Source organism: Microbacterium sp. NPDC059771 (genome assembly GCF_042732495.1).
Classification (GTDB): domain Bacteria; phylum Actinomycetota; class Actinomycetes; order Actinomycetales; family Microbacteriaceae; genus Microbacterium; species Microbacterium sufflavum.
In genome coordinates this window covers 535,499-559,189 of record NZ_JBHWHK010000001.1, presented here as the reverse complement: position 1 = coordinate 559,189, position 23,691 = coordinate 535,499, and the positions used below count along the sequence as shown (strand labels likewise).

Sequence of the window (23,691 nt, the reverse complement as noted above, 5' to 3'; positions counted from 1 at the left end):
AGACCGCCCGGATCTCTCGGGATGTCACCGGGTTCTTCTGGTTCGGATGCGGGCCGAGCTTTCCCCCTCGTGCATCCTGCGAACAGATAGCGGTGTCCACCCTATGCGACAGAATGTAACGCGTTACCCATATTCCAGAGCGATACGATCCCGACGGCCGCGGGAGAGCCGACGAACGGTCCTCCCGCGGCGCACCCTCACACCAGCAGATTCGCGGTGTCGACCACGCGGTCGCCCGCGTCGGGGAAGGCCGTGCGAGTCACCCCGGCCTCGACGTTCCCGGTGTGCAGCAGCGTCGACTCGGCACCGAACGCGTCGGCCCCCAGCTCGAGCCTGCCGCCCTCGAACCGGTTCCCGACCGCGCGGTAGTGCGTCGCGCCCGAGGTGAGGGAGACGTGGGTCGTGCCGCCGTCGCCGCGGAAGGTGCTGTCGCTCAGGGTCACGTGCAGCTCGCCCGCGCCCGTCCGCCCGATCCCCGTGCCGCCCTTCGCCGCGACGTCCGCACCCGCGAACTCCAGCGTCTGCCGCTCGCCCCTGGCCGCCGCGATCCGCACGTTGCGCAGGGTCGCGCCCTCGAACCGCAGCCGCTCGGACGACGACGCGAGGGGGGCGGAGTCCTCCGCGGCGGTGAGGGTCGAGCCGCGGAACGTCACGGCGCCCGCCCCGCCGATCTTCACGCCGCCGACGTTCGTGAGCACGGTGTCGACGAAGGTGACCGGGGTCGTGACCGTCGCATTGGTGAGGTCGCCCGGAGCGACGAACGTGATGTGCGAGTCGGCGATCACGGTCGGGCGGGCGGAGTTGTCCGACGCCTGCGTGATGATCAGGGTGTCCGACGCGGTGCACCCGCGCAGCTGCGCGCCGTCGGCGTTGATCCACAGCATGCCGGAGCCCGACAGCGACGGCTTGCCGATCACCTGCACGTCCTCCAGCGTGAGGTCGGTGATGCGCACGCGCGCCACGAACCACGAGCACACGTGCTTGCGCACCGTGATGCGCTTGGCGGCCGAGCCCCACGCGGCACCCGAGTTCGCGAACGTCATCAGGCCGGAGTTGCCCGTGTAGGTCAGGTCGTGCTCGTACTGCCCGTGCGTCACGAACGGGCCCTGGTCGTCGCCGTCGCCGTGGCAGTTCTCCACCAGGCAGTAGGCGCTCGCCGTGAAGTCGTTGAGGTGCCGCGCGTTCGCGGTGTGGCAGTTGGCGACGTACCCGTACAGGCAGTAGATCTGCTGCGTCAGGTAGCCCGCGCCACCCCACGTGACGGAGGTCGGGTTCTTCAGCGTGCAGCTCTCGGTGCTGAAGTACGTGTTCCAGCGACGCTGGATGAGCGGCCAGAACGTGGCGGTGCCGTCGATGTGGTCGACGTCGCAGCGCACCGCGTACTCGAACGCCAGCGGGTGCGAGCCGGTGTACTCGTCGGTCCCTCCGCCCAGGAACTTCAGGTTCGACACCGTGATGTCCTGCACGGGCTTCACGTGCCGCCACGTCATGGTGCGGTCCTTGCCGAGCGGCCAGCCGTTCTTGTAGTTCACGCGGATGTGCGTGCCGTCGACGATCTGGGTCACCTGCACGAGCCGCTGCAGTTCGCGCTCCCAGCGACCCGAGAGCGCGTTCACCTCGGCCGCGTACCACTCGCCGACCGCGAAGAACGAGGAGTCGGCGACCGGGAAGACGTCGGCGAGGTCGGGCACGTTCTCGCCGAGCCGCGCCTCCTGCACCGCCTCGGTCACCTCGCCGCGGAAGAACATGACCGCGGCGAACGGGTCGTCCTTGCCGGCGTTCTCGATGCCCTGTGTGGTCATGAGGTGGTGGTGGAAGTCGAACGCCAGGTTGGAACGGGTGAACCGGTGCCGGCGCACGAAGTTGAGGTCGCAGTACGCCTCGATGCGGCGGACGCTCGCGTCGCCCACCAGCGCGTCCAGCGCGTCGTCGGCCGGGACGGAGGCGTCCATGATCCCGAACACCCGGAAGTCCACCGTGCCCTGGTGCACCAGCACCCAGACGCCGCCCTTCGGCCCCGCGAGCACCGTGCCGCCGTTGGCCGCAGGGCCGTCCTTCTTCACGAAGCGGTACAGGCCGGCGCCGCCGTCGCCGGGAGCCGCGTAGCCGCTCGTGCGCACCAGGTCGCCGTCCTTGCCCTTGCGAGCCGCGAGCGCCGCAGCCGTGCCGGCGTTCGCCACGGTCTTCGAGCCCGACGAGTCCTGTGGAGCCACGGGGCCGGCGGCCTGCGCGGCGCTCGGGGCGGCCGCCGCCGCGACACCGCCGAGCGCGGCGGCACCGAACCCGGCGAGCAGCATGCGCCTGCTGCGCAGCGCGGCGGTCTCGGTCATCTCCTGCTGGGTCATGCTCATCCTCCTTGCGGCGTCGTCGCCGCGGTCAGGCGTCCGGCCGTCCGGCCGAGCCGCGTCCTCCCTCGAGTCCCCCGACCCCAGCACCCCGGGCTCCCGCCCGGACGATCCACCCCGCGTCAGCCGGCGGGGTCGTCCCCGCGCGCGATCGCCGCGGTCATGCCATCCACGCCAGCGCGGCGCGATCCACCGTGTGGGCGAGCGGTCGGCCCTCGAAGAACGCCGCGACCTCGTCCGCCACGATCCGGCCCTGCCGCAGCCGCCCCTCGTGGGTGCCGGCGGCGCGATGCGGCGTCACGAGCACCCCGGGGAGGGTGCGGAACGGGCTGTCGGCGCCGAACGGCTCCTCGTCGAACACGTCCACCGCGGCGCTCAGGCGGCCCGTACGCACCTCGTCGATGAGCGCGGCCTCGTCCACCAGCCACGAGCGGGCCGTGTTCACCAGTCCCGCGCCGTCGGGCATCAGCGCGAGCTCCCGCCGACCGAGGAGGTGATGCGTCTCGGGCAGCGTCGGCGCGTGCACCGCGACGATGCGGGCGCGACGAAGCGCCTCGTCCAGCGGCACCAGCTCGGCACCGAGGGCGGCGGCCGCGGCGGCGTCGATCGTGGGATCCACCAGCAGCGGCTCCGCGCCCAGCGCCGAGATCAGCGGCAGGTACGCACGACCCGTCCGCGACGCGCCGATCACCGCGATGGGCGCCCCGAGGATCTCGTGCTGCGTGCCCACCGCGGCCGCGTCGTACCAGCCGCCCGCGCGCACCCCGTGCGACAGCTCGGGCAGCCGGTGCAGCAGCGCGAGCGTGAAGGCGAGCGACACCTCGGCGACCGGGCGGGCCATGGCGTCGCCCGCCTGGGTCACCGCGACGCCCCGGTCGAACAGCTCCCCGGTCGCGAACGCCTTGACGGACGCGCCCGTGTGCGCCACGAGCTCCAGCGCCGGAAGGCGCGCGAGCAGGGCGGGGTCGAACGGCGGGGCACCCCAGCTCGTGATCACGACCCGTGCCCCGCGCAGCTCGGCGGGGTCGAGGTCGTCGAGCGACTCGACCCGCACGAACCTCCCGCCCGCGGCGGCCGCGGCACGGTGCAGGCGCTCGAGGTCGGCGGGCGCGAAGAACTCCGCCGACAGCGCCTCCGGAACCGCCGCCACGACGACCGCGGGCGCCGCGGCGCTCATCGCAGCCAGTCCTCGAGGTGCGCGGCGATGAACGCGTCGTCGTTCAGGGCCGGGTAGGCACGGCGCACCCGGGCGATCTCCTCCGCCTGCCCTGGCGAGAGCCCCTCGGCCGGGTCGAGGCACCACGTGCCGTCGAGCAGGCCCTGCTGGCGCAGCATCTCGTGCACGCCCGCGATCACGCCGTGGAAGTCGTTGCCCGGGTCGAACACCGCCTGGTTCACGTCGACCATGTCGGAGGCCAGCAGCCCCAGCTCGCGGTACGCCTCGGCGTCGCCGTCCATCGCCTGCCGCGCCCGCTCCAGCAGCGCGACGGCCGCCCGCGTGCCCACGGCCCACTGGCCGAGCAGCCCGCCGACGAAGCGCAGCGTGCGCGGGCCGGACGGCGAGTCCACGTGGAACTCCGACAGCAGGTCGGCGACGATCGCGTCGTCGTTTCCGGTGTACAGGGCGATGTCGTCGGCGCGACCGGACGCCGCCACCCCGCGCACCAGCTCCAGCGTGCGGTAGCGGTCGAACGGCGCGGCCTTCACCGCGACCACGGAGGGGATCGACGCGAACTCGCGCCAGAAGTCACGGCCGAGCACGGGCCCGCCGATCGCGGTCTGCAGGTAGAAGCCCACCACGGGCAGCACCTCGCCGACGGCGCGGGCGCGTTCGAGCAGGGCACGCTCGTCGGCGCCCGCGACGCGGGGACTCACCAGCACGGCGTCGTACCCCAGCCCGCGCGCGAGCTCGGCCTCGGCCACCGCCTGCGCCGTGCCGCCCGCCACACCGGCGATGCGCACGACCTCGGCACCCGCGCGGGCGTCGAGCTCCTCCGCGGCGAGCGCGAGCACGGGCTCGAACAGGGCGTGCTCCGGGTCGCGGATCTCGAACTGGGTCGTGTGCACCCCCACCGCGACACCACCGGCGCCCGCGTCGAGGTAGTAGCGCGTGAGGGCGCGCTGACGGCGTTCGTCGAGCGTGCGGTCGGCCGTCAGCGCGAGCGGGTGCGCGGGGATCACGGCACCGCGCGCGAGCGTGGCCGCGGCCTCGGGTCGCAGCACCGGCACGGTCGCGGTGTCCGCGGACGACGACGACATCAGAACTTCCCGTCCCGCACGGCCCACTTGGTGGGCTTGGCGATCATCGGCAGGCCCGCGTCGATCCAGGAGGCCTGCATGCGGATCAGCTCCTCGGCCGACACGGACGGGTAGCCGAACAGGGCCATGCAGCGGCGGGCGTCGCTGAGCAGCGCGGTCGGCTGCGGCTCTTCGACGATCGTGACCTCGCGGTCGAACAGGGTGCCGAAGCCGCGGGCGACCGACTCCACGCTCAGCAGCTCCGGCCCGGTGAGGTTGATGACGAACGGGTCGGTCGACGCGTGCACGAGGCTGCGCAGCACCACCTCGTTCGCGTAGCCCTGCCAGATCACGTTGACGTTGGCGGTGGCGACCGACACGGGCTCGCCCGCGTGCACGGCCGTGCCGATGTCGGCCAGCACCCCGTAGCGCAGGTCGACCGCGTAGTTCAGGCGGATGATGGCGACCTTCGTGCCGCGCTCCTGCGCACCGAACTCGAACACCCGCTCCCGTCCGAGGCACGACTGGGCGTACTCGCCGATCGGCGCCGGGGTCACATCCTCCGACGCGCCGCCCGACGACGCGGGCACGAACGGGTACACGTTGCCGGTGGACAGCACGGCGATCGCGCTGTCGCGGTAGCGGCGGGCCACCCGGTCGGGCAGGGCGGCGTTGACCTCCCACGCCCACGACGCGTTGGTCGCCGCACCGAACTTCGCGCCGACCATGAACACCACGTGGGGGGCGTCGGGAAGGGCGGAGAAGTCGTCGTTCTCGATCAGGTCGAACGGCACGACGGTCACGCCCGCGGCCTCCAGGCGCTCGCGGATCGCGGCGTCGCCGAAGCGCGAGACCGCGTACACGGCGTCGTCCGTCCGGCCGGCCGCGTCCATCCCGCGGCGCGCGAGCATCGCGAGCGTCGGGCCCATCTTGCCGCCGGCGCCGAGGATCACGAGGTCGCCCGATCCGCGTGCCAGGTCGGCCACGAGCGCGTCGCTCGGCGTGGCCAGGGCCTCTTCGAGCTCGGCCTCGGAGGCGAAGCTGTGCTGAGTCATGTGGTGCTTTCCCTTCTTCTCAGCCCTTGATCCCGGTGCCGGTCACGCCCTCCTGCACGTACCGCTGGGCGATCAGGTACGCGAGGAAGATGGGCAGCAGCGCCACGACGGAGCCGGCGAGCATGGTGCTGAGCGGCACGTTCTGCTGCTGCAGCGACGAGATGCCCACGGTGAGGGTGAACATCGAGTTCGACTTGGCGATGATGAGCGGCCACAGGAAGTCGTTCCAGTGCCACAGGAACACGAAGATGCCGAGGGTGGCGAGGATCGGCTTGCACAGCGGCAGCACGATCCGCAGGAAGATGCGGAACTCCCCCGCACCGTCGATCCGTGCCGCCTCGAACAGCTCGTCGGGCAGCCCCTGGATGAACTGCCGCATCAGGAACACGGCCTGCGCGTTCGCGAGCGTCGGCAGGATCAGGCCCCAGTAGGTGTCGATGCCGCCGAGGTTCGCCATCAGGATGAACGTCGGGATCAGCGTCACGTGGAACGGCACCATGACCATCGCCAGGAACGACCAGAACATGACCTCCTTGCCGCGGAAGCGCTTCTTGGCGAAGGCGTATCCGGCGAGCGCGGAGAGGAACAGCACGGCCACGACCGACACGAGCGAGTAGACGAGCGTGTTGAACAGCCAGCCGAGGATGTTCTGACCGCCGAGCACCTGCGCGTAGGAGTCGAACGAGATGTCCGTCCAGGGCAGCAGCGAGCCGGGGAGCTCGACGACCATGCCGGGCTTCAGGCTCAGCACGACCATCGCATAGAACGGGAAGAAGCTGAGGATGCCCGCGAGGCTCAGCCAGATCCACCGCACGACCACGCCCCAGCCGGTGGGCTCCAGCGCGCGGAACGAGCGGCGCTTGCGGGGCGCGGGCTGCGGGGTCGGCGCGGCGGTCTGCGTCGGGGGCTGCAGGAGAGCGGTCATTTCTGCTTTCCGATCACGAGGCGCTGGATGAGGGCGACCACGAGGGTCATGACGAACAGGGCGACGCCGACGGCGGCCGCGTAGCCGTAGTCGAAGTAGCGGAAGCCCTGGTCGTACAGCAGGTAGACAAGCGAGTAGCTGGCGTTCGCCGGACCACCCTGGGTCATCACGTAGATCACGTCGAACACCTGGAAGGCCGCGGTGGTCTCGATGACCGCGAGGAAGAAGAACGTGGGGCGCAGGTGCGGGAGGATGATCCACCGGAACCGCTGCCAGGCGTTCGCGCCGTCGACCAGCGCGGCCTCCTCCAGCTCACGCGGCACGTCCTGCAGCGCCGCGATGAGGATCATCATCCCGTAGCCGAACCGCGACCACACGCCCACCACGACGATCGCGGGGATCACGAGCACGGTGCTGCCGAGCCACGAGCCGCCCAGCCCGAGCGGGGCCATCAGGGCCGACCAGGGGCCGTTCGCCGAGAAGATCCACACGAAGATCGAGCCGGCGAGCACCAGCGAGGTGATGACGGGCAGGAAGAAGATCGACCGGAAGAAGCGGGCGCCGCGGAAGGCCCGTCGCACGCCGAGGGCCATCACGGTCGACAGCACGAGCGCGATCGGCACCGCCAGCACCGTGTAGATGACGGTGGTCCCGAGCGCCCGCCAGAACAGCGGATCGGCGACCAGGCGCTGGAAGTGGTCGAGTCCGCGCCACGCGATCTCGCCGGAGATGTCGTAGTCGAAGAAGCTCAGCGCCACGCCCGCGATGCTCGGGCCGAAGCGGAAGGCGATGAACAGCAGGAAGGCGGGGAGCACGAACAGGAACGCGATGCGCGCTTCCCGCCGGGCGAGCACCCGGGCGACGCGCCCTGCGGGCTTGGGTGCCGTGGTGGCCGTCGTCATTGTCGTTTCCTCACGTCGGGGGCGGAGAGGAGGGGGCGTGCGGCGGGTGTCCGCACGCCCCCGTCGCCTCACTTCTGCAGCAGCGGGGCTGCGGCGGCCGCGGCGTCCTTCAGGGCGTCGGCGGGCGACTTCTGGCCGAGCAGGGCGGCCTGGATCTCGGGCGACAGCACACCCATCAGGGCGCGGGAGCTGGCGTCGAGCTGACCGACGGTGGTGTCGGGCACGTACTTCTCGACCTCGCCGAGCAGCGGGTCGTCGGCGTACAGCGGCTCGGTCGTGCTGAGCGCGGAGAAGTAGCCGGCGGCGGTCAGGTACGGCTCGACCACGTCGGCGCCGGTGGCGTACTCGGCGAACGCGGCGGCGGCGTCCTTCGCCTTCGAGCCCTTGAGCACCGAGAGCGAACCGACGGTGCCGTACGCGACGGACTCCTTGTCGCTGAGCGGCGCGAGCACCTTCACGTTCTCCTCGCCCCAGAACGGCGCGACCTCGGTGACCGCGTTGTTCCAGGTGCAGGCGACCTTGCCCTGCGCGATCGCGGTCTGCTCGAGCGGCACGTTGGTGGTGAGCGCCTCGGGGTCGAGCGCGCCCTCCTCGGCCAGGTCGGTGAGGAAGGTGAGCGCCTTCTCGCCGGCCTTGCTGTCGAAGCCGACCTCGCCGTCCTCGGTGTAGACCTCGCCGCCCGCCTGCCACAGCAGCGGGTAGTAGGTGAGGTTGAGGGTGTTCTCGGCGGAGGCCGGGTAGTTCAGGGCGTACATGCCCTTCTCCACGAACGCGGGTGCCATCTCGGCGACGTCGTCCCAGGTCTCGGGGTACTCGGTCACGCCGGCGGCCTCGAACGCGGCGGCGTTGCAGATGAGCGGCTGGGCGCTGGTGAGGATGGGGGCGCCGAGGATGTCGCCGCCGATCGTGACGGACTCCTTGACGTTGGGCAGCAGGTCGTCCTGACGCTCGGTGCTGAGCAGGTCGTTCAGCGGCGCGATCGACTTCTGGTAGGCGGCGAGCTGGTCGGGGATGAGGTAGACGACGTCGGGACCCTTGCCGGCCGCGATCGCGGTCTGGAGGGCCTCGTCGCGGTTGGCCCACGGGAAGATCTCGTAGGAGACGTTGACGTTCTCGTTCTCCTTCTCGAACGCCTCGATGGTCGAGTCCCAGAAGTCCTTGTGCACCGCCTCGTCGGCGATGACCGGGTAGAGCCAGACCGTGATGTCCTGCTCGCCCTCTGCGGTGGTGCCTCCGCCGGCCGAACATCCGGCCAACAGGGTGGCGGCCGCGACTCCCGCGACGACGCCGGTGATCTTGCTGACGCGCATGGTGCTCCTTTGCGTAAACCGTGCTGAGTACGGTTCATTATGACATTGGGCTGGGATAATTCGTCAAGTACAAGTTCTCAGACGCTTGTTTCCAGCGTGTTTCTCGATCGTCAACGACAAAACACGATGTGAGAACCGGGTGTGCTAATTTGATCGCACCAACGACGGGGACGAAGGAGGCACCGCACATGGGCGTGACGAGTCCGCTGTCGATCGTGGCGCGCTGCGCCCTCCAGCTGCGCGACACGGGACCGGCGACCGTGAGCGATCTGTCCCGCTCGCTGGAGGTCTCCCGCACCTCGGTCGAGAACGCCGTGACCGTGCTCAGCGACTCCGGGCTGCTGGTCGACGCGCCCGCGCAGAACGGCGGAGGGGCCGGACGACCCGCCCGCCGGTACGCGTTCCACGCCGCCGCCGGCACCGTCGTGGGCGTCGACATCGGCGTCGCGAGCGTGCGGGTCGTGCTGTCCGACCTGGCCGGAGCGGTCGTCGCCCAGCGCACCTACCCTGGCGTCTCGGCGCAGACCGACGGGGCCGCCAAGCTCGCCGCCGTCATCTCCCACATCCGCGGCACCCTCGCCGACACCGGCATCCCCGCGTCGCAGGTGCGCGCCGTCGGCGTCTCCCTCCCCGGGCTCGTCGACGACGCCGGCCGCGTGACCACCTCGGTCGTCATCCCCGAGTGGTCGGGCATCGACATCGGATCACAGCTGCGGCACGCGTTCGGGTGCCCGGTCGCCGTCGACAACGGCGTGCGTCTCGCCGCGGTCGCGGAACACCACCTCGGGGTCGCGCAGCTCGTCGACGACGTGATCTACCTGTCGGTCGGCAACCGCATCGCGATGGGCCTCATCCTCGGCGGACGCCCCCGCCGCGGCATCCACAACGCGGCGGGCGACATCGGACGCCTGGCCTTCCGCGGACTCAACAGCGAGACCGGGCAGATCCCCTGGCGCACGGCCCCCACCGCCGCGGAGATGTTCGCCCTCGCGCGGGAGGGCGACCCCGGGGCACGCGAGGAGCTCGACGCGTTCATCGACGAGCTCGCGCACGGCATCGCCACGCTGATCCTCACGGTCGATCCCGCCATGGTCGTCATCGGCGGCGGACTCTCGGCGGCGCATGAGCAACTGCTCGACCCGCTGCGGGCCGCGCTCCCCGGGCACCTCGGGCTGCCGTTCCAGGTGCCGGTCGCCGAGGCGCGACTGGGCGCGGAAGCCGCCGCGCACGGTGCGGTCGTGCACGCGTTCCAGCGGCACCCCGCCGAGATCTCCGGCATCGACGACATGCCCGCCCCGCCCATCACCCCCCTGCCGCACGAGCCGGTCACCGGCGACGACACCGAGGAGAAGCAGTGAGCACGTTGACAGTCGGACTCATCGGCGCGGGCGGCATCTCCCGCGTGCACGCCGACGCGTGGCGGGCGCTGGGCGTGCGGGGTTACGTGACCTCGCTCGACGGTGCCGAGGAGATCGCCGCGGAGTACGGCTTCGAGCTGGTCGCCGACGTCGACGCGCTGATCGAGCTGGTCGACCTGGTCGACATCGTCACGCCCAGCAGCACGCACGCCGACTTCGCGCTGCGCGCCATCGCCCGCGGTCGCGACGTGATCTGCGAGAAGCCGCTCGCCGCGACCGCCGAGGCCGCCGCAGAGGTGACCGCGGCCGCCGCTCGCGCCGGTGTCCGGCTGTTCCCCGCGCACGTCGTGCGGTACATGGGCGAGTACGCGCAGATCAAGGCGGGCATCGAGGCCGGGCACGTGGGCGAGCTCGCGGTGCAGCGGTTCAGCCGTGCGGGCTCCGCGCCGCAGACCGGGTGGTTCTTCTCGGAGCGGGCGGGCGGCGGCGTGATCCGCGACCTCATGATCCACGACATCGACCAGGCGCTGTGGTTCGCCGGACCGGTCGCCAGCGTCTACGCCGTGCAGAACCCGCCGACGGTGGACGACCGCGTGCCCGCGCCCGTGACCGCGCACGTCGTGCTCACCCACCGCAACGGGGTGCTCAGTCACCTGCACGCGAGCTGGGTGCAGCCCGGCATGCCGTTCCGCACGAGCGTCGAGGTCGCGGGATCGGCGGGCCGTCTGCGGTACGACAGCGCCGAGGACCACACCCTCCGCACCGACGCCGTGGTGCCCGAGGGCGACGCCGACTACCTGCCGCCGATGTCGCCCGAGGAGAGCCCGTACTACGCCGAGATCGCCGACTTCGTGGCCGCGATCCGCGAGGGCCGTGCGGCGCGCGTCGCCCCCGCCGACGGGATCGCCGCGGTCGCGGTCGCCGAGGCCGCCTACGCCTCCATCGCCTCGGGCTCCGCGGTCGCCCTCCCCGGGGAGACCGCCGCGGCCGACTCCACCGCTCCCGTTCCCGCCGCGCCCGCCACCGAGGAGGCCACCCGATGACCGCCCCCGCCCCGCTGCGCATCGCCGTCCTGTCCTTCGCGCACACGCACGCCCTCAGCTATGTGCACGCGCTGAAGGAGATGCCGGGCGTCGAGCTCATCGCGACCGACCCCGACGGCGCGGCCGCGCCCGACGACGCACCCCGCGGCGCCGAGCTCGCCGCAGAGCTGGGCGTAGCCTACGTCGACACGTACGACGAGGCCTTCGCGTGGAAGCCGGACGCCGTCGTGATCGCGGCCGAGAACTCCCGGCACCGCGCCCTCGTCGAGCGTGCTGCGGCGGCGGGCGTGCACGTGCTGTGCGAGAAGCCGCTGGCCACCACGGTCGAGGATGCGATCGCCATGCGCGACGCGTGCGAGACCGCGGGTGTGCTGCTCATGGTCGCCTATCCCGTGCGGTTCTCCCCCGCGGTGCGCGACGCGATCGCCGAACTGCGCAGCGGACGACTCGGGCGCATCCTCGGCGTGACCGGCATCAACAACGGCAAGCTCCCGCAGGACAGGGCCTGGTTCACCGACCCCGAGCTCGCGGGCGGCGGCGCGCTCGTCGACCACGTCGTCCACTGCGCCGACCTGCTCGACGAGCTGCTGGGCGAGCGAGCGGCGTCCGTGCGCGCCGTGTCGAACCGGGTGCTGCACGCGCAGCGCGAGCTGTCGGTGGAGACGGGCGGGCTCGTCACGATCCAGTACCCGGGCGGCGTGGTCGCCACGATCGACTGCTCCTGGAGCTGGCCGATGAGCTCGGCCACGTGGGGCGGCCTCACGCTGCAGGTCGTCGCCGAGCGCGGCACCGTCACCGTGAGCCCGTTCGCGAAGGGCGTCGCCGGGCACGACGCGCACGGCGAGACCTGGAGCCCGGTCGGCGCCGACCTCGACGCGCTGCTGCTGGAGGAGTTCGTGCGTGCCGTGCGCGACGGCCGTCAGCCGCAGCCCGACGCCGGTGTGGGCATCCGCACGGTCGAGATCGTGAAGGCCGCGCAGGCCTCCGCCGCCCGCGACGGCGAGGTCGTGCACCTCTAGCCGGTCCCCCACCCGCTCGATGCGGGGTCAGAATCGCGCCTTCAGGGCACCGCACACGCACCTTTTCGACCCTGGCACCACCGCGGCGGGCCCACCCGCTCGACGCGGGATCGAAACCGTCCCCGCGGAGCCCGCCCCCGGCACCTTTTCGATCCCGGCACACGGCTCACGCCCGCGGCACCCGGCACCACGGCCCATGCCCGCGGCATGGCGGGCGCGGGCATGGATGGAGGCGCGGTGGTGTTGCAGCAGACAGCACCGACACGGAGGAGCATCATGCGCATCGACCTGACCGGAAAGACCGCCGTCATCACGGGCTCCACCCAGGGCATCGGCCGCGCCATCGCCACGGCCCTCGCCGACGCCGGAGCCCGCGTCGCCGTCAACGGCCGCAGCGCCGACACGGTCGCGGCGGTGGTCGCCGAGCTGCGGGAGGAGAATCCCGAGCGGAGCCTGGTGCCCGCGCCGGGCGATGTCACCACCGACGACGGCGCCGCGGCGGTGCTCGACGCCACGGGCGACGTGGACGTGCTGGTGAACAACCTCGGGATCTTCGGCGCGACCCCGGCACTCGACATCTCCGACGACGAATGGCGCCGCTACTTCGAGGTGAACGTGCTCGCCGCCGTGCGACTCATCCGGGCGACGCTGCCGGGCATGATGCAGCGCGGCTGGGGGCGGGTGCTCGACATCGCCAGCGACTCCGCCGTCGTGATCCCCGCGGAGATGATCCACTACGGCATGTCGAAGACGGCGCTGCTGGCGGTGTCGCGCGGCTTCGCGAAGGAGGCGGCGGGCACCGGCGTCACGGTGAACTCGGTGCTCGCGGGGCCCACCCACACGGGCGGCGTGGAGGACTTCGTGTACTCCCTCGTCGACCCGGACCTGCCGTGGGACGAGGCGCAGCGCGAGTTCATGCGCCTGCACCGCCCGCAGTCGCTGCTGCAGCGGCTGATCGAGCCGGAGGAGATCGCGAACATGGTCGCCTATCTCGCCTCGCCGCTCGCCTCGGCCACGACCGGCGCGGCGGTGCGGGTCGACGGCGGCTACATCGACGCGATCGTCCCGTAGCCGCCGCTGCGCTCGGTCCCGGTCGGGCTCCGCCGTGACCGGGTCGCCAGGTCAGGGCGCGAAGACGGTCAGATCGCCGGCTGCGTAGTAGTTCTGCGTCATGGCGTCAATGCGCACGAGGTAGCGCTGGCGCTTCTCATCGAACGACACCACGGTGCCCACGGTGCCGGTCATGGGCGATCCGGTGATCTGCACCATGTCTCCGATGGCGAACTCGTTCATGTGTCTCCCTGTCCGGACGATCGAACCACTGCCGCGCCCCCCGTCCAGGTTCCGGGAGTATGCTGGCACGTCGGGTCGTGTGACCCCCGAGAGTCCGGAAGGCGGTGATGGCGATGTCCGACGATAGTAACGACGCCGCCCTCGCTGCGTCGCGACTCCCTGCGCTCTCGCGTTGACCTCCCGGTCCGCGTCCGCACGTCCTGTTCCGCAGCCGTCGGCGGCGTCTCCCGCCCCCTGACGAATCCGCGCACGGAGCCTCCGCTGCCGTGCGCTCGCGAGAACGGAGCCGCATCATGGCGCTCATCGACAACGGCGTGTACGTCCACGGACGTCGCGTGGAGACCCCGAGGAACCTGGACGAGACCTACCGCATGCTCGACGCGGCGGGCGGCATCGCCTGGATCGGCCTCTACCGCCCCAGCCCGGCGGAGGTCGAGTCCGTCGCGCGCGAGTTCGACCTGCATCCCCTCGCCGTGGAGGACGCGCTCTCCGGGCATCAGCGCTCGAAGGTGGAGCGCTACGGCGACACCCTGTTCGCGGTGCTGCGCCCGGCCCGCTACCGCGACAAGGAGGAGTCGATCGAGTTCGGCGAGCTGCACCTGTTCGTCGGACCCGACTTCGTGGTGACCATCCGGCACGCCGAGTCGCCCAACCTCGCCGCCGTGCGCTCCCGCATGGAGGCGAACCCGGAGCTGCTGGCGATGGGACCGGAGGCCGTGCTGTACGCGATCCTCGACGAGGTGGTCGACGGCTACGAGCCGATCGTCGCCGGTCTGCTCAACGACATCGACGAGATCGAGGACCAGCTGTTCGGCGACGGCGCGGACGACAGCGCACTGTCCCGCCGCATCTACGAGCTGTCCCGCGAGGTGATCAACTTCCAGCGCGCCGTGCACCCCCTCAGCGGGATGCTGGAGTGGCTCCGCCGCGGGTCGGAGAAGTACCGCATCGACGAGGAGCTGCAGCGGTCGCTGCGCGACGTGCTCGACCACACGATCCGCGTCAACGAGCGGGTGGACTCGTTCCGCGCGATCCTGGAGAACGCCCTCACGGTGCACTCGGCGCTGGTCGCGCGGCGGCAGACCGAGGCGGGCCTGGCGCAGAACGACGAGATCAAGAAGATCTCCTCCTGGGCGGCGATCATCTTCGCCCCCACGCTCGTCGGCACGGTGTACGGCATGAACTTCGACGTGATGCCCGAGCTGCACTGGGCGTTCGGGTACCCGATGGCGATCGGGGCGATGGCGGCGTTCGCGGTGGGCCTGTACGGGGTGTTCAAGTACAAGAAGTGGCTGTGACCGCCCCTGGTGGAACGTCCGTGACGGCACGTACGATCCACGGGGACGCGCGAAGGAGATCGACATGACGCAGCACACCCTGGAACTGCCCGACGTGGATCTCGTGTACGACGTGCACGGCCCGTTGCCCACGGCCGACGGGCGGCGTCCGCTGGTCATGATCGGTCAGCCGATGGACGCCAGCGGGTTCCAGGCCCAGGTGGCGCTCTTCCCCGACCGCACCGTCATCACGTACGACCCGCGCGGCCTGGGGCGCAGCGTGCGGCACGACGGGGGCGTCACCAACGAGCCGGAGACGCAGGCGGAAGACGTGCACGCGCTGATCGAGGCGCTCGGCGCCGGACCGGTCGACCTGTTCGCGAGCAGCGGCGGCGCGGTGACGGCGCTCGCCCTGGTCACCGCCCACCCGCACGACGTGGCCACCCTGGTCGCGCACGAGCCGCCGATCGATGCGGTGCTGCCCGACGCCGAGGCCGCCCGCCGCGCCAGGGCCGCCTACACCCGCGCGTATCAGGACCGCGGCTGGGGCGCCGGCATGGCGGGCTTCCTGGCGATGACCTCGTGGGAGGGCGAGTTCACCGAGGAGTTCCTCGCGCAGCCGCTGCCCGACCCCGCCGCGTTCGGGATGCCCGCCGACGACGACGGATCCCGCGACGATCCGCTGCTGTCGGAGCGGTCGTGGGCGGTCGTCGACTACACGCCCGACATCGCGGCGCTACAGGCGGCACCGACGCGGATCGTGGTGGCGGTGGGCGAGGAGTCGCTGACGGGGTACACCGGACGGACCGCGCTCGCGCTGGCCGAACGGCTGGGCCAGCAGGCGACCGTCTTCCCCAGCCACCACGGCGGCTTCCTGGGCGGGGAGTCCGGCTATGCGGGCCAGCCCGAGGCGTTCGCCGCCACGCTCCGTGAGGTGCTCGACGCGGAATGACGAGGGCGCTCAGTCCTCGTCGGAGCGGCTGATCTCGTCGAGGAGGTCGTCGAGGGTGTCGAACTCCACCGTCTCGGAGCCGTCGAGCGCACGCACCTCGACGCCGTCGACCTCCAACTCCTCGTCGAGCTGCACCAGGATGCGCGACTCCGGGAACTGCTTCGGAGCGACGAACGCGAGCAGCACGGCATCGGCGAACACCACGACCGACGTGGCCTCCAGGTCGTCGCGCAGATCGATCTGCTCGACCACGGGTTCGTCGTCCACCGCGTCGTCGATGTCCGACGCGACCTCGTCGACGATCGCCCGCCACCGCGACTCGTTCACCGACAGCACGCGCTCCAGCGTGGCGACCAGCGCGTCATCGTCGACCTCGTCGTGCTCGTCGAGCTCCGGATCGACGTTCACCGAGACCGTGGCGCCCGCCGCGTCGATCCCGGCGCGGCCGTACACCAGGCCGTTCTCCGCGACGGGGTCGTCGAGCAGACCGGAGTCGGCGATGCGGGCGAGGAGACGGTCGAGCGCAGACGAGGTCATCCGTCCAGTCTCCCGCATCCGGGGTCGCCGTGGTCGGCCGATAGGCTCGGAGCCGTGCCGAACGCCGAATCCCCCGCCTCCGCCACCGCCGACCTCCAGCGCCTCACCGCCGCCCTGGCCGATCCGGCGCCGCTGAACTGGCTGATCACGGGCGACTCGATCACCCACGGGCTGGTGCACACGCAGGGCGGACGCAGCTACCCCGAGCACCTGCACGAGCTCATCCGCGGCGAGCTCGCCCGCGTGCGCGACATCGTGATCAACTCGGCGATCAGCGGCAACCGCATCGCCGACATCCTCGACGACTGGGACCGCCGCGTCGCCTCCTGGAACCCCGACGTGGTGACCCTCATGATCGGCACGAACGATGTGTCGACCGGCGGCGAGCGCCCCGTGCTCTCGGCCGCCGAGTATGCGGAGTCGCTGCGGGAGTTCGTGCGGCGTGCGCGCGACCTCGACGCGGTCGTGGTGCTGCAGACGCCGCCCGCGGTGGACGGCCTCAACGCCCCGGAGCGGTCGCGGATCGCCGAGTTCGCCGAGGCCGTGCGGCGCGTCGCCGCGGAGGAGGACGTGCTCCTGGTCGACCAGTACGCCCGCTACGCCGAGCTGGGGAACGGCGGGGTGCCGTGGAGCCTGATGGGCGACCCGTTCCACCCGAACGCGGCCGGGCACGCGGCGCTCGCACTCGAACTCGCGCGCACCCTCGGCCTGACGCCCGCGGGCAGCCGCACCCTGCCGCTGCTCGAGGCGCAGGTCGGCGCCGCCCGCCTCAACGCCTGACCCCGAGCCCGCGGGCAGCCGCCCGAGCCACCGGAACCGCCGGCGCCCCGAGCTGCCCGAGCGCTGACCGCAACGTCGACTCAGCTCCGCGGCGGCAGCGGCTCGATCCAGATCGCCCCGGGCACCCGGGTCTCCGCGGCGACCTCGGCCGTGGGCACCCCGTCGCGCAGGCGCAGCGCCACGACCGCGCCGTCGGCGGAGTGCACCGCCAGCAGGTGCCGGCCGGTGAGCACGAGATGTTCCGGCCGGGAGCCGCCGCCGGGCACCTCGGACACGCGCACCAGGCGGTCGCCGTCGATCCGGGCGGTCAGGATCGTGTCGGCGCCGCGGTTCGCGACGTGCACCAGGCCGCGCACGGGATCGTGCACCACCGTGCTGGGCGCGTTCGACCCGCCGGAGCCGTGCGCGGTCGCAGGCAGCACGTCGAACACGCGGCGCGCGGTGACCGAGGCCAGCACGAGCGTCGAGCCCAGCTCGCCCGAGAGCGCGATCCGTCCGCCGCCGAGGTCGGCCACGTGCCGGGGTCCCGTGCCCGCGGGGAGCTCCAGCGGCGCCCGCTCGGCGAGGGTCGTCGGGTCGAGGATGCGCAGCACGTCCGCGCCGAGGTCGGTCACGCCGATGCCGGCAGCGAGCGCGAGGGCGTCGTGGGCGTGCGGGCCGTCCTGTCGTTCGGGGTCGGGCCCACCGCCGGTGAACGCGACCACTCGGGCGGCCGCGGCGAAGCCGCCGTCCCGGTCGAGGTCGACCACCCCGAGCGCCCCGTTCCCGTACCCGGGGATCAGCAGGCGCCGCGAAGCCGCGTCGAACCGCACCCGGCACGGCAGCTCCACCCCCGGCAGGGCGAGGCTCTGCCGCACGACCCAGTCGGCCGCGCCGTCGCCGGGCCCGCGCGTGAGCCGATGCACCGCGCCCTCGGGGGTGAGGCCCGCGGCGTACAAGGAGCCGGACGGGTGTGCGGCGAGCGCGAACGGCCGGTCGAGCGCGACCGCGGCGTCGCGCGCCTCCCACCGTTCGGTCTCGGGATGCCAGACCAGCGTCCACAGCGCCGGGCGCTCGGACATCGCGCACACCGCGAACTCGCTCGATGCCACCGTGGGCCCTCCCGCCGTCGTCGACACGTCCCCTCCCACTATGGCGTGCGCCGACGGCCGCACCGTCCCTCACGTCGAGCGGGTGAGGAGTGCTGGACGCGCCGGGTCCCTCACCACTATGTTGACGCCTGAGAGCAGCCGTCGAACCGGGGGGTCACCGATGTCACATGTTGTCGCAACCGGAGCCGGGAAGGCCATGATGGAGCGCCGGAACGATCCGACGCACGACTACATCCTGAGACTCACCGGCAAGGACAGACCGCGGGTGCTGTTCGTCGGCACCGCGACGGGCGACGACACCGCCTACATCGTGAGCTTCTACTCCACGTACGACTCCGACCGGTGCGCGCCGCACCACCTGCCGCTGTTCCACCGTGCGGTCGACGACCTCGCCGGGTTCGTGAAGGGCTTCGACGTGATCCACGTGGGCGGCGGCAACACCGCCAACATGCTCGACGTGTGGAAGCGGCAGGGACTCGACGAGATCATGCGCGAGATGTGGGAGGACCCGGCGTCGAACGTGGTGTTCACCGGCGGCAGCGCGGGCGGGATCTGCTGGTTCGAGGGCGGCACGACCGACAGCTACGGCCCCACGCTGCAGGTGCTGCCGGAGGGCCTGGGCTTCCTGCACGGCAGCTTCTGCCCGCACTACGACGCCGAGGACCAGCGCCGGCCGCTGTTCCACGCCTCCCTGCTCAGCGGGGAGCTGTCGACCGGCTACGCGGTGGGCAACCTCCAGTCGCTGCACTTCGAGAACTCCGAGTTCGTGACGGCGATCAGCCCGGTCGACGACCCCCTCGCCCTGCGGGTGGAAGCGGTGGACGGGCGGATCGTCGAGACCGAGTTGCCCGTGCAGGTGCTCACCGGTACCGGGCCCATCGCCACCGGACCCTCCTCCTGACCGGGCCATCCTGATGATCGGGGCATCGTCATGAACGACAACGTCTTCCTCCTCATCGCCCAGCTGATCGTCGTCGTCCTGGCGATCTTCATGGGCACCCGCACCAGCGGGATCGGCCTGGGCGTGTGGGGCCTCGTCGGCGTCGCCGTGCTGGTGTTCGTCTTCGGCGAGGCGCCGGGCAACGCCCCCGTCGACGCGGTGTTCATCGTCATCACCGTGATCACGGCCGCCTCGACCATGCAGGCCGCCGGAGGCATCGACTGGATGGTGTCCGTCGCGGCGAAGGTCATCCGCAAACGCCCCAAGTCGGTGGTGTTCCTCGCCCCCGCGATGTCGTTCCTGTTCACGGTCGGCGCGGGAACGGGCAACATCTTCTATCCGCTGCTGCCGGTGATCTACGACGTGTCGTACCAGCAGAAGATCCGTCCGGAGCGGGCGCTGGCGGTCTCGGCCGTGGCCTCGCAGGTCGGCATCCTGTGCTCCCCCGTGTCGGCTGCGACCGCCTCGATGGTGGTGCTGCTCGCGCCGCAGGGCGTGGACCTCGGCGGGCTGCTGCTCATCATGTGGCCGGCCTCCATCGCGGGACTCCTCGTCGCGGCGCTCGTGATGATGCGCCACGGCAAGGACCTGGAGGACGACCCGGAGTACCAGAAGCGCCTGGCGGACGGGCAGATCAAGCCGCCGGTCGTCGACGCGCACGAGAAGACGCTGCCGAAGACCGCGGTGCTCTCCGCATCGCTGTTCCTCGCGGGCGTCGCGGTGATCGTGTTCTTCGGCCTGTTCGAGAATCTGCGACCGGTGATCGGCACCGATGACGGTGGCGACCCCGTGCGTCTGAGCGTGACCGTCATCATCGAGGTCACCATGGGCATCATCGCCGCCCTCATCTTCGTGTTCTGCAAGGTGAAGGCGGCCGACGTGCCCAAGCAGCCCACGTTCCCCGCCGGCATCGTCGGCGCCATCGCCCTGTTCGGCATCGCGTGGCTGGCGAACACCTTCGTCGCCGCGAACCAGACGCTCATCGTCGATGGACTCGGCTCCGTGGTGTCGGGGTCGTCGGCGTTCCTGGGCGCGCTGCTGTTCGCGCTGGCGCTGTTCGCGGTCGCGATGCTCACCACGAGCCAGTCGAGCGCGACGAACGCGATCGTGCCGATCGGCATCACGATCGGGCTGCCCGCCCCGCTGCTGGTGGGCCTGTGGCCGGCGACCATGGGCATCTACACGCTGCCCGCCAACGGCAGTCAGGTCGCCACGGTCGCGTTCGACCAGACCGGCACGACCAAGATGGGCAAGTTCGTGGTCGACCACTCGTTCCAGCTGCCGAACCTGGTCTACGTCGGCACCGCGATCGTGGTCGGCGTCGCCCTGTCGTTCCTGTTCGCGTGACATGACCGCGGTGGGGTGACATGACCGACGTCGTCGACCGGTCGGCGCTGCGCCAGTTCCTGCTCGGGCTGGCGCAGGGGATGAACGCCTCGGCGGAGTCGGTCGACCGCATCCGCGACACGATCGCCGAGGTGGCGCGCGCGTCCGGCGGCGACGACACCGACTTCGTGGTGCTGCCGACGATCATCATCGTGGAGACGGGCGACGAGGAGGAGGAGCGCGTCGCCATCCGTTCCGCGACCAACGCGTCGTTCCGCTTCGACCAGATCGCGGCACTGTACGAGCTGATCGCGCAGGCCCGCACCGGCGCGGTCGCGCCGCGCGACGGCATCCGGCGGCTCAACGAGATCGGCGCGATGCGACCGCGTCTCGGCTGGTTCACGCGCACGCTCGGGCACGCGATCCTCACCACCGGGCTCGCCCTACTGCTCGCCCCCACCTGGCAGGGCGCGACCGTCGCGTTCGTGCTCGGTTTCGGGATCGGGCTGCTCAAGCTCGTGCGCTCGCCCACGCTGCAGCTCATCATGCCGATCGCGGCGGCGTTCGTGTGCGCGACCGCGGTGTTCCTGCTCGCGGAGGCCGTGGAGGTCGGCGACCCGATCCGCGTGCTGATCGCCCCGCTGGTCACGTTCCTTCCGGGCGGGGTGCTGACCACCGCGACGGTCGAGCTCGCCGCCGGCCAGATGATCTCCGGGGCGTCGCGGCTGGTCTACGGGTTCGTGCAGCTCGCACTGCTGGCGTTCGGCATCCTCGCCGCGGGTGCCGTGGTGGGGGTGTCGTCCGACTCGTACGAGCCGCTCGACGCCTCCTCGTTCCTGCCGTGGTGGGTGCCGCTGCTGGGCATCCTCGTGTTCGCGCTGGGCAACTACCTCCATTTCTCGGCGCCGCCGTCGACCTTCGGATGGGTGCTGCTCGCGCTCGTGGTCGCCTACGTGGGCCAGTGGGCGGGCACCGAGTTCATCGATCCGGCCGTGGGCGGCTTCGTCGGCGCGCTCGCGGTGACCCCGGTGGTGTTCTGGATCGCGGGGCTGCGGCACGGGGCGCCCTCGCAGCTGACGTTCCTGCCGGCGTTCTGGCTGCTCGTGCCGGGGGCGGCCGGACTGGTCGGACTGACCGAGGCGTTCGCGACCGACAACGGCCTGGCCGACTTCGCCGCCGCCCTCGTGTCGGTCATGTCGATCGCGCTGGGCGTGCTGATCGGCACGGCCCTGTACCGCGTGGTGCACCACGGCGCCGAGGAGTTCGTGCAGTTCGCGGTGGCTCCGCCGCCCGCTCCCGACGACACCCCCGCCCCCACGCTGTGGCAGCGGCTCGCGCACCCGCTGCGACGTGTGGCGCGCCGCGTCGGGAGGGCCGAGCGGACTCCGCCGCGCCCGGATCAGCGATAGCCCTCGCGGCGATGTCCGGCGGCGGGAGAAGGGGTGAGCCCCGCGCCGCGCGAGGGCGACGCGGGGCTCTCGGCGTCAGAGGCTCGCGAGGATGTCCTTCATCTCCGCGATCTCGGCCGTCTGGGCGTCGACGATGTCCTGCGCGAGCGCCACGGCAGCGGCGTTCTCGCCGTCCGCGAGCTGCACCTCGGCCATCTCGACCGCGCCCTCGTGGTGCACGATCATCTGCTCCAGGAACAGCCGCGACGCCTCGGGCCCGGTCGCGGCCTCGAGCGCGGCGAGGTCGTCGTCGCTCATCATGCCGTCGCCGTGGTCCATGGCGCCGGCGTCGGCCGCGTCGACACCCCAGTCGTCGAGCCAGCCCTGGAGCTGCTCGATCTCGGGCCCCTGCGCGGCCGTGATGCGTTCGGCGAGGTCGACCACGCGCGGGTCGACGCCGTCCTTCGCGAGCACGATGTCGGACATCTCGACCGCCTGCTGGTGGTGCACGATCATCATCGACGCGAACATCGCATCCGCGTCGTTCGCCCCGGCGGCCGGGGCGTCACTCGGGGAGTGGTCCATGCCGGAGTGGTCGGCGGGGCCCGCGGGCTCGCTCGACGCGCAGCCGGCGAGCGCGAGCGACCCCGCGATCACGAGGGCGGCCGCGGTACGGGTGGTTCGATTCTTCATGGGTCTCTCTTCTCGGTCTTCTCGATCGGATGGGCGAGCGCGGTCGCGGTCGCCCCGGGCGCACGACGGCGCCTCAGGTCCGGCTGATGCAGAGCACGTGAAGAGACGGAGGTCGCGGGATCGGCAGGGTGCCGCGCGCGCGGAGGACGACCGTGGCCGCCGGTGCCGCGAGGGCCGGGGACGCCCGGCGGCGCAGGAGCAGGAGGAGCCCGCCGAGCAGGGCCAGCACACACGCGGCGGCGCCGTCCGCTCCCCCGGCCGACGGCGCGGCGAGGGCTGCGGCGAGGTCGTGCGACGGCGGGGTGCTGCTCTCGTGCGAGGCGAGCGGCGCGGCGCGGTCGCCGCGGTCGTGGGCCGCGGAGCCCGGGCGGTCGTGGGCGGCGTCGCCCTGGGACGCCGTCGCGACGACCGCGGCGTGACCGGGGCCGTGCGCCCCGGTGGTGCCGTGCAACCCGAGCGCGTGCATGCCGAGCAGCCCGAGCAGCACTCCGCCCGCGAGCACCACCGCGAGCAGTGCCCCGCGCAGCGCCCGTCGATCGGTCATGCCCCGATACTACCCGCAGGGGGTATAGGTATTCGGGGCATGTTCAGCGGACGACGCCCGCGCGGGCCAGCAGCCTCCGCACCGCGATCACGACCCCGGCGACCGCGACCTCCCCGACCACGCGCGCGGCCAGCGTCGCCACGAGCACCGCGGGCACCAGGTGCTCCGGCGAGAACACCGGCAGCGCGACCAGGAACAGCGCGATCCCCGCGACGGCCCCGGCCGCCAGGATCCGCCCGGCGCCCACCCGAGCGTCGCGCGGCAGCGGAAGCACGAGGTCGAGCACCAGACCGCCGAGCAGGAGCGGGACCAGCCCGAGTGGTCCGATCGGCGACACCGCGACCGTGAGCGCCCCGGCCACGAACGCCGTCAGCGTGGCGGCGCCCGGCGTGCGCGTGACCACGCGCGCCAGGAACGGCAGGGCCGTGTGCACGGCGGCGACCAGGGCGTAGGCCGGGGGCGAGGCGGCCGCGAGCACTCCGGTGACGGGAACGACCGCGAGGAACACGAGCGCCTGGATCGCACCGAGCGCCGCACTCACCAGCAGGGCGCTGGTCGGCACGCGTCGCACCGTCTTCGCCCGCCCGTCCGTCACGTCTCCGAGCCTAGAGGCCACGGCGGCCGGCCGATCACCGACGTCGCCGCGGCGTCATGTCACCCGCCCGATCGTCATTT

At 72.0% G+C, this 23,691-nt stretch carries 23 protein-coding genes; 10 read left to right on the top strand and 13 right to left on the bottom strand.

Features of this window, described 5'->3' with window-relative positions; translation table 11 throughout:
• Positions 1-197 precede the first annotated feature (197 nt).
• From ACFV3I_RS02690 to ACFV3I_RS02660, 7 genes are all read right to left on the bottom strand, one after another.
• Entirely contained in the window at positions 198-2,345 is a 2,148-nt protein-coding gene (locus tag ACFV3I_RS02690) for a peptidase C14 (RefSeq protein WP_378822314.1), read from the bottom strand.
• 160 nt (positions 2,346-2,505) lie between these two features.
• Positions 2,506-3,522: a hydroxyacid dehydrogenase gene (locus ACFV3I_RS02685; RefSeq protein WP_136030481.1), complete on the bottom strand. Its 1,017-nt coding sequence runs from the start codon at positions 3,520-3,522 to the stop codon at positions 2,506-2,508.
• Complete coding sequence (locus ACFV3I_RS02680) at positions 3,519-4,604, bottom strand: dihydrodipicolinate synthase family protein (RefSeq protein WP_247638111.1); 1,086 nt, start codon at positions 4,602-4,604, stop codon at positions 3,519-3,521. The genes ACFV3I_RS02685 and ACFV3I_RS02680 overlap by 4 nt, the downstream gene beginning before the upstream one ends.
• Positions 4,604-5,638: an NAD(P)-dependent oxidoreductase gene (locus ACFV3I_RS02675; RefSeq protein WP_206252045.1), complete on the bottom strand. Its 1,035-nt coding sequence runs from the start codon at positions 5,636-5,638 to the stop codon at positions 4,604-4,606. The genes ACFV3I_RS02680 and ACFV3I_RS02675 overlap by 1 nt, the downstream gene beginning before the upstream one ends.
• Positions 5,639-5,657: 19 nt before the next feature.
• Positions 5,658-6,563 carry a carbohydrate ABC transporter permease gene (locus ACFV3I_RS02670; RefSeq protein WP_136030487.1) on the bottom strand — a complete coding sequence of 302 codons (906 nt, stop codon included), beginning with the start codon at positions 6,561-6,563 and terminating at the stop codon, positions 5,658-5,660.
• Entirely contained in the window at positions 6,560-7,465 is a 906-nt protein-coding gene (locus ACFV3I_RS02665) for a carbohydrate ABC transporter permease (protein WP_136030489.1), read from the bottom strand. Before ACFV3I_RS02665 ends, ACFV3I_RS02670 begins: the two co-directional genes overlap by 4 nt.
• A 68-nt stretch (positions 7,466-7,533) precedes the next feature.
• On the bottom strand, positions 7,534-8,775 hold the full coding sequence (locus tag ACFV3I_RS02660) for an ABC transporter substrate-binding protein (protein WP_136030491.1): 1,242 nt from the start codon (positions 8,773-8,775) through the stop codon (positions 7,534-7,536).
• Positions 8,776-8,963: 188 nt separating this feature from the next.
• On the opposite strand from ACFV3I_RS02660, the gene ACFV3I_RS02655 reads away from it, so the two are divergent.
• The 4 genes from ACFV3I_RS02655 to ACFV3I_RS02640 all read left to right on the top strand — a co-directional run bounded on the left by ACFV3I_RS02655 (position 8,964) and on the right by ACFV3I_RS02640 (position 13,266).
• Complete coding sequence (locus tag ACFV3I_RS02655; RefSeq protein ID WP_378822313.1) at positions 8,964-10,133, top strand: ROK family protein; 1,170 nt, start codon at positions 8,964-8,966, stop codon at positions 10,131-10,133.
• Positions 10,130-11,176: a Gfo/Idh/MocA family protein gene (locus tag ACFV3I_RS02650; protein WP_378822312.1), complete on the top strand. Its 1,047-nt coding sequence runs from the start codon at positions 10,130-10,132 to the stop codon at positions 11,174-11,176. The genes ACFV3I_RS02655 and ACFV3I_RS02650 overlap by 4 nt, the downstream gene beginning before the upstream one ends.
• Positions 11,173-12,195 carry a Gfo/Idh/MocA family protein gene (locus tag ACFV3I_RS02645; protein WP_136044206.1) on the top strand — a complete coding sequence of 341 codons (1,023 nt, stop codon included), beginning with the start codon at positions 11,173-11,175 and terminating at the stop codon, positions 12,193-12,195. Before ACFV3I_RS02650 ends, ACFV3I_RS02645 begins: the two co-directional genes overlap by 4 nt.
• Before the next feature lie 276 nt (positions 12,196-12,471).
• Entirely contained in the window at positions 12,472-13,266 is a 795-nt protein-coding gene (locus tag ACFV3I_RS02640; RefSeq protein WP_378822311.1) for an SDR family NAD(P)-dependent oxidoreductase, read from the top strand.
• 51 nt (positions 13,267-13,317) lie between these two features.
• On the opposite strand, the gene ACFV3I_RS02635 is transcribed toward ACFV3I_RS02640, so the two are convergent.
• A complete protein-coding gene (locus ACFV3I_RS02635; protein WP_247982566.1) occupies positions 13,318-13,488 on the bottom strand; it encodes a hypothetical protein in 171 nt (56 codons plus the stop codon).
• A 293-nt stretch (positions 13,489-13,781) separates the two neighbouring features.
• Here ACFV3I_RS02635 and ACFV3I_RS02630 point away from each other — a divergent pair, with 293 nt between their 5' ends.
• Together ACFV3I_RS02630 and ACFV3I_RS02625 are read left to right on the top strand one after the other, a co-directional pair.
• Positions 13,782-14,786 carry a magnesium and cobalt transport protein CorA gene (locus tag ACFV3I_RS02630; protein ID WP_136030501.1) on the top strand — a complete coding sequence of 335 codons (1,005 nt, stop codon included), beginning with the start codon at positions 13,782-13,784 and terminating at the stop codon, positions 14,784-14,786.
• A 64-nt stretch (positions 14,787-14,850) separates the two neighbouring features.
• Positions 14,851-15,717, top strand: a complete 867-nt coding sequence (locus ACFV3I_RS02625; RefSeq protein WP_136030503.1) for an alpha/beta fold hydrolase — start codon at positions 14,851-14,853, stop codon at positions 15,715-15,717.
• 9 nt (positions 15,718-15,726) lie between these two features.
• On the opposite strand, the gene ACFV3I_RS02620 is transcribed toward ACFV3I_RS02625, so the two are convergent.
• On the bottom strand, positions 15,727-16,254 hold the full coding sequence (locus ACFV3I_RS02620; protein ID WP_206252051.1) for a hypothetical protein: 528 nt from the start codon (positions 16,252-16,254) through the stop codon (positions 15,727-15,729).
• A gap of 54 nt (positions 16,255-16,308) precedes the next feature.
• Here ACFV3I_RS02620 and ACFV3I_RS02615 point away from each other — a divergent pair, with 54 nt between their 5' ends.
• The gene (locus ACFV3I_RS02615; protein WP_378822310.1) at positions 16,309-17,034 is read left to right on the top strand and encodes an SGNH/GDSL hydrolase family protein; all 726 of its coding nucleotides are present in this window, start codon (positions 16,309-16,311) and stop codon (positions 17,032-17,034) included.
• Between the two features lie 80 nt (positions 17,035-17,114).
• Here the strand turns inward: ACFV3I_RS02615 and ACFV3I_RS02610 are convergent, their stop codons facing one another.
• Positions 17,115-18,125: a lactonase family protein gene (locus ACFV3I_RS02610; RefSeq protein ID WP_378822308.1), complete on the bottom strand. Its 1,011-nt coding sequence runs from the start codon at positions 18,123-18,125 to the stop codon at positions 17,115-17,117.
• 118 nt (positions 18,126-18,243) lie between these two features.
• Here ACFV3I_RS02610 and ACFV3I_RS02605 point away from each other — a divergent pair, with 118 nt between their 5' ends.
• The 3 genes from ACFV3I_RS02605 to ACFV3I_RS02595 are packed head-to-tail and all read left to right on the top strand — an operon-like array spanning position 18,244 to position 21,800.
• Positions 18,244-19,026 carry a Type 1 glutamine amidotransferase-like domain-containing protein gene (locus tag ACFV3I_RS02605; RefSeq protein WP_378822307.1) on the top strand — a complete coding sequence of 261 codons (783 nt, stop codon included), beginning with the start codon at positions 18,244-18,246 and terminating at the stop codon, positions 19,024-19,026.
• 30 nt (positions 19,027-19,056) lie between these two features.
• The gene (locus ACFV3I_RS02600; RefSeq protein ID WP_136030513.1) at positions 19,057-20,412 is read left to right on the top strand and encodes an anaerobic C4-dicarboxylate transporter family protein; all 1,356 of its coding nucleotides are present in this window, start codon (positions 19,057-19,059) and stop codon (positions 20,410-20,412) included.
• A 20-nt stretch (positions 20,413-20,432) separates the two neighbouring features.
• Entirely contained in the window at positions 20,433-21,800 is a 1,368-nt protein-coding gene (locus ACFV3I_RS02595) for a threonine/serine exporter ThrE family protein (protein ID WP_136030515.1), read from the top strand.
• 75 nt (positions 21,801-21,875) lie between these two features.
• On the opposite strand, the gene ACFV3I_RS02590 is transcribed toward ACFV3I_RS02595, so the two are convergent.
• The 3 genes from ACFV3I_RS02590 to ACFV3I_RS02580 all read right to left on the bottom strand — a co-directional run bounded on the left by ACFV3I_RS02590 (position 21,876) and on the right by ACFV3I_RS02580 (position 23,611).
• Entirely contained in the window at positions 21,876-22,472 is a 597-nt protein-coding gene (locus tag ACFV3I_RS02590) for a DUF305 domain-containing protein (protein WP_378822306.1), read from the bottom strand.
• Positions 22,473-22,545: 73 nt separating this feature from the next.
• Positions 22,546-23,016, bottom strand: coding sequence for a hypothetical protein (locus ACFV3I_RS02585; RefSeq protein ID WP_378822304.1), 471 nt, complete (start codon positions 23,014-23,016; stop codon positions 22,546-22,548).
• Between the two features lie 43 nt (positions 23,017-23,059).
• Positions 23,060-23,611, bottom strand: a complete 552-nt coding sequence (locus ACFV3I_RS02580; protein ID WP_378822303.1) for an ECF transporter S component — start codon at positions 23,609-23,611, stop codon at positions 23,060-23,062.
• Positions 23,612-23,691: the final 80 nt, after the last annotated feature.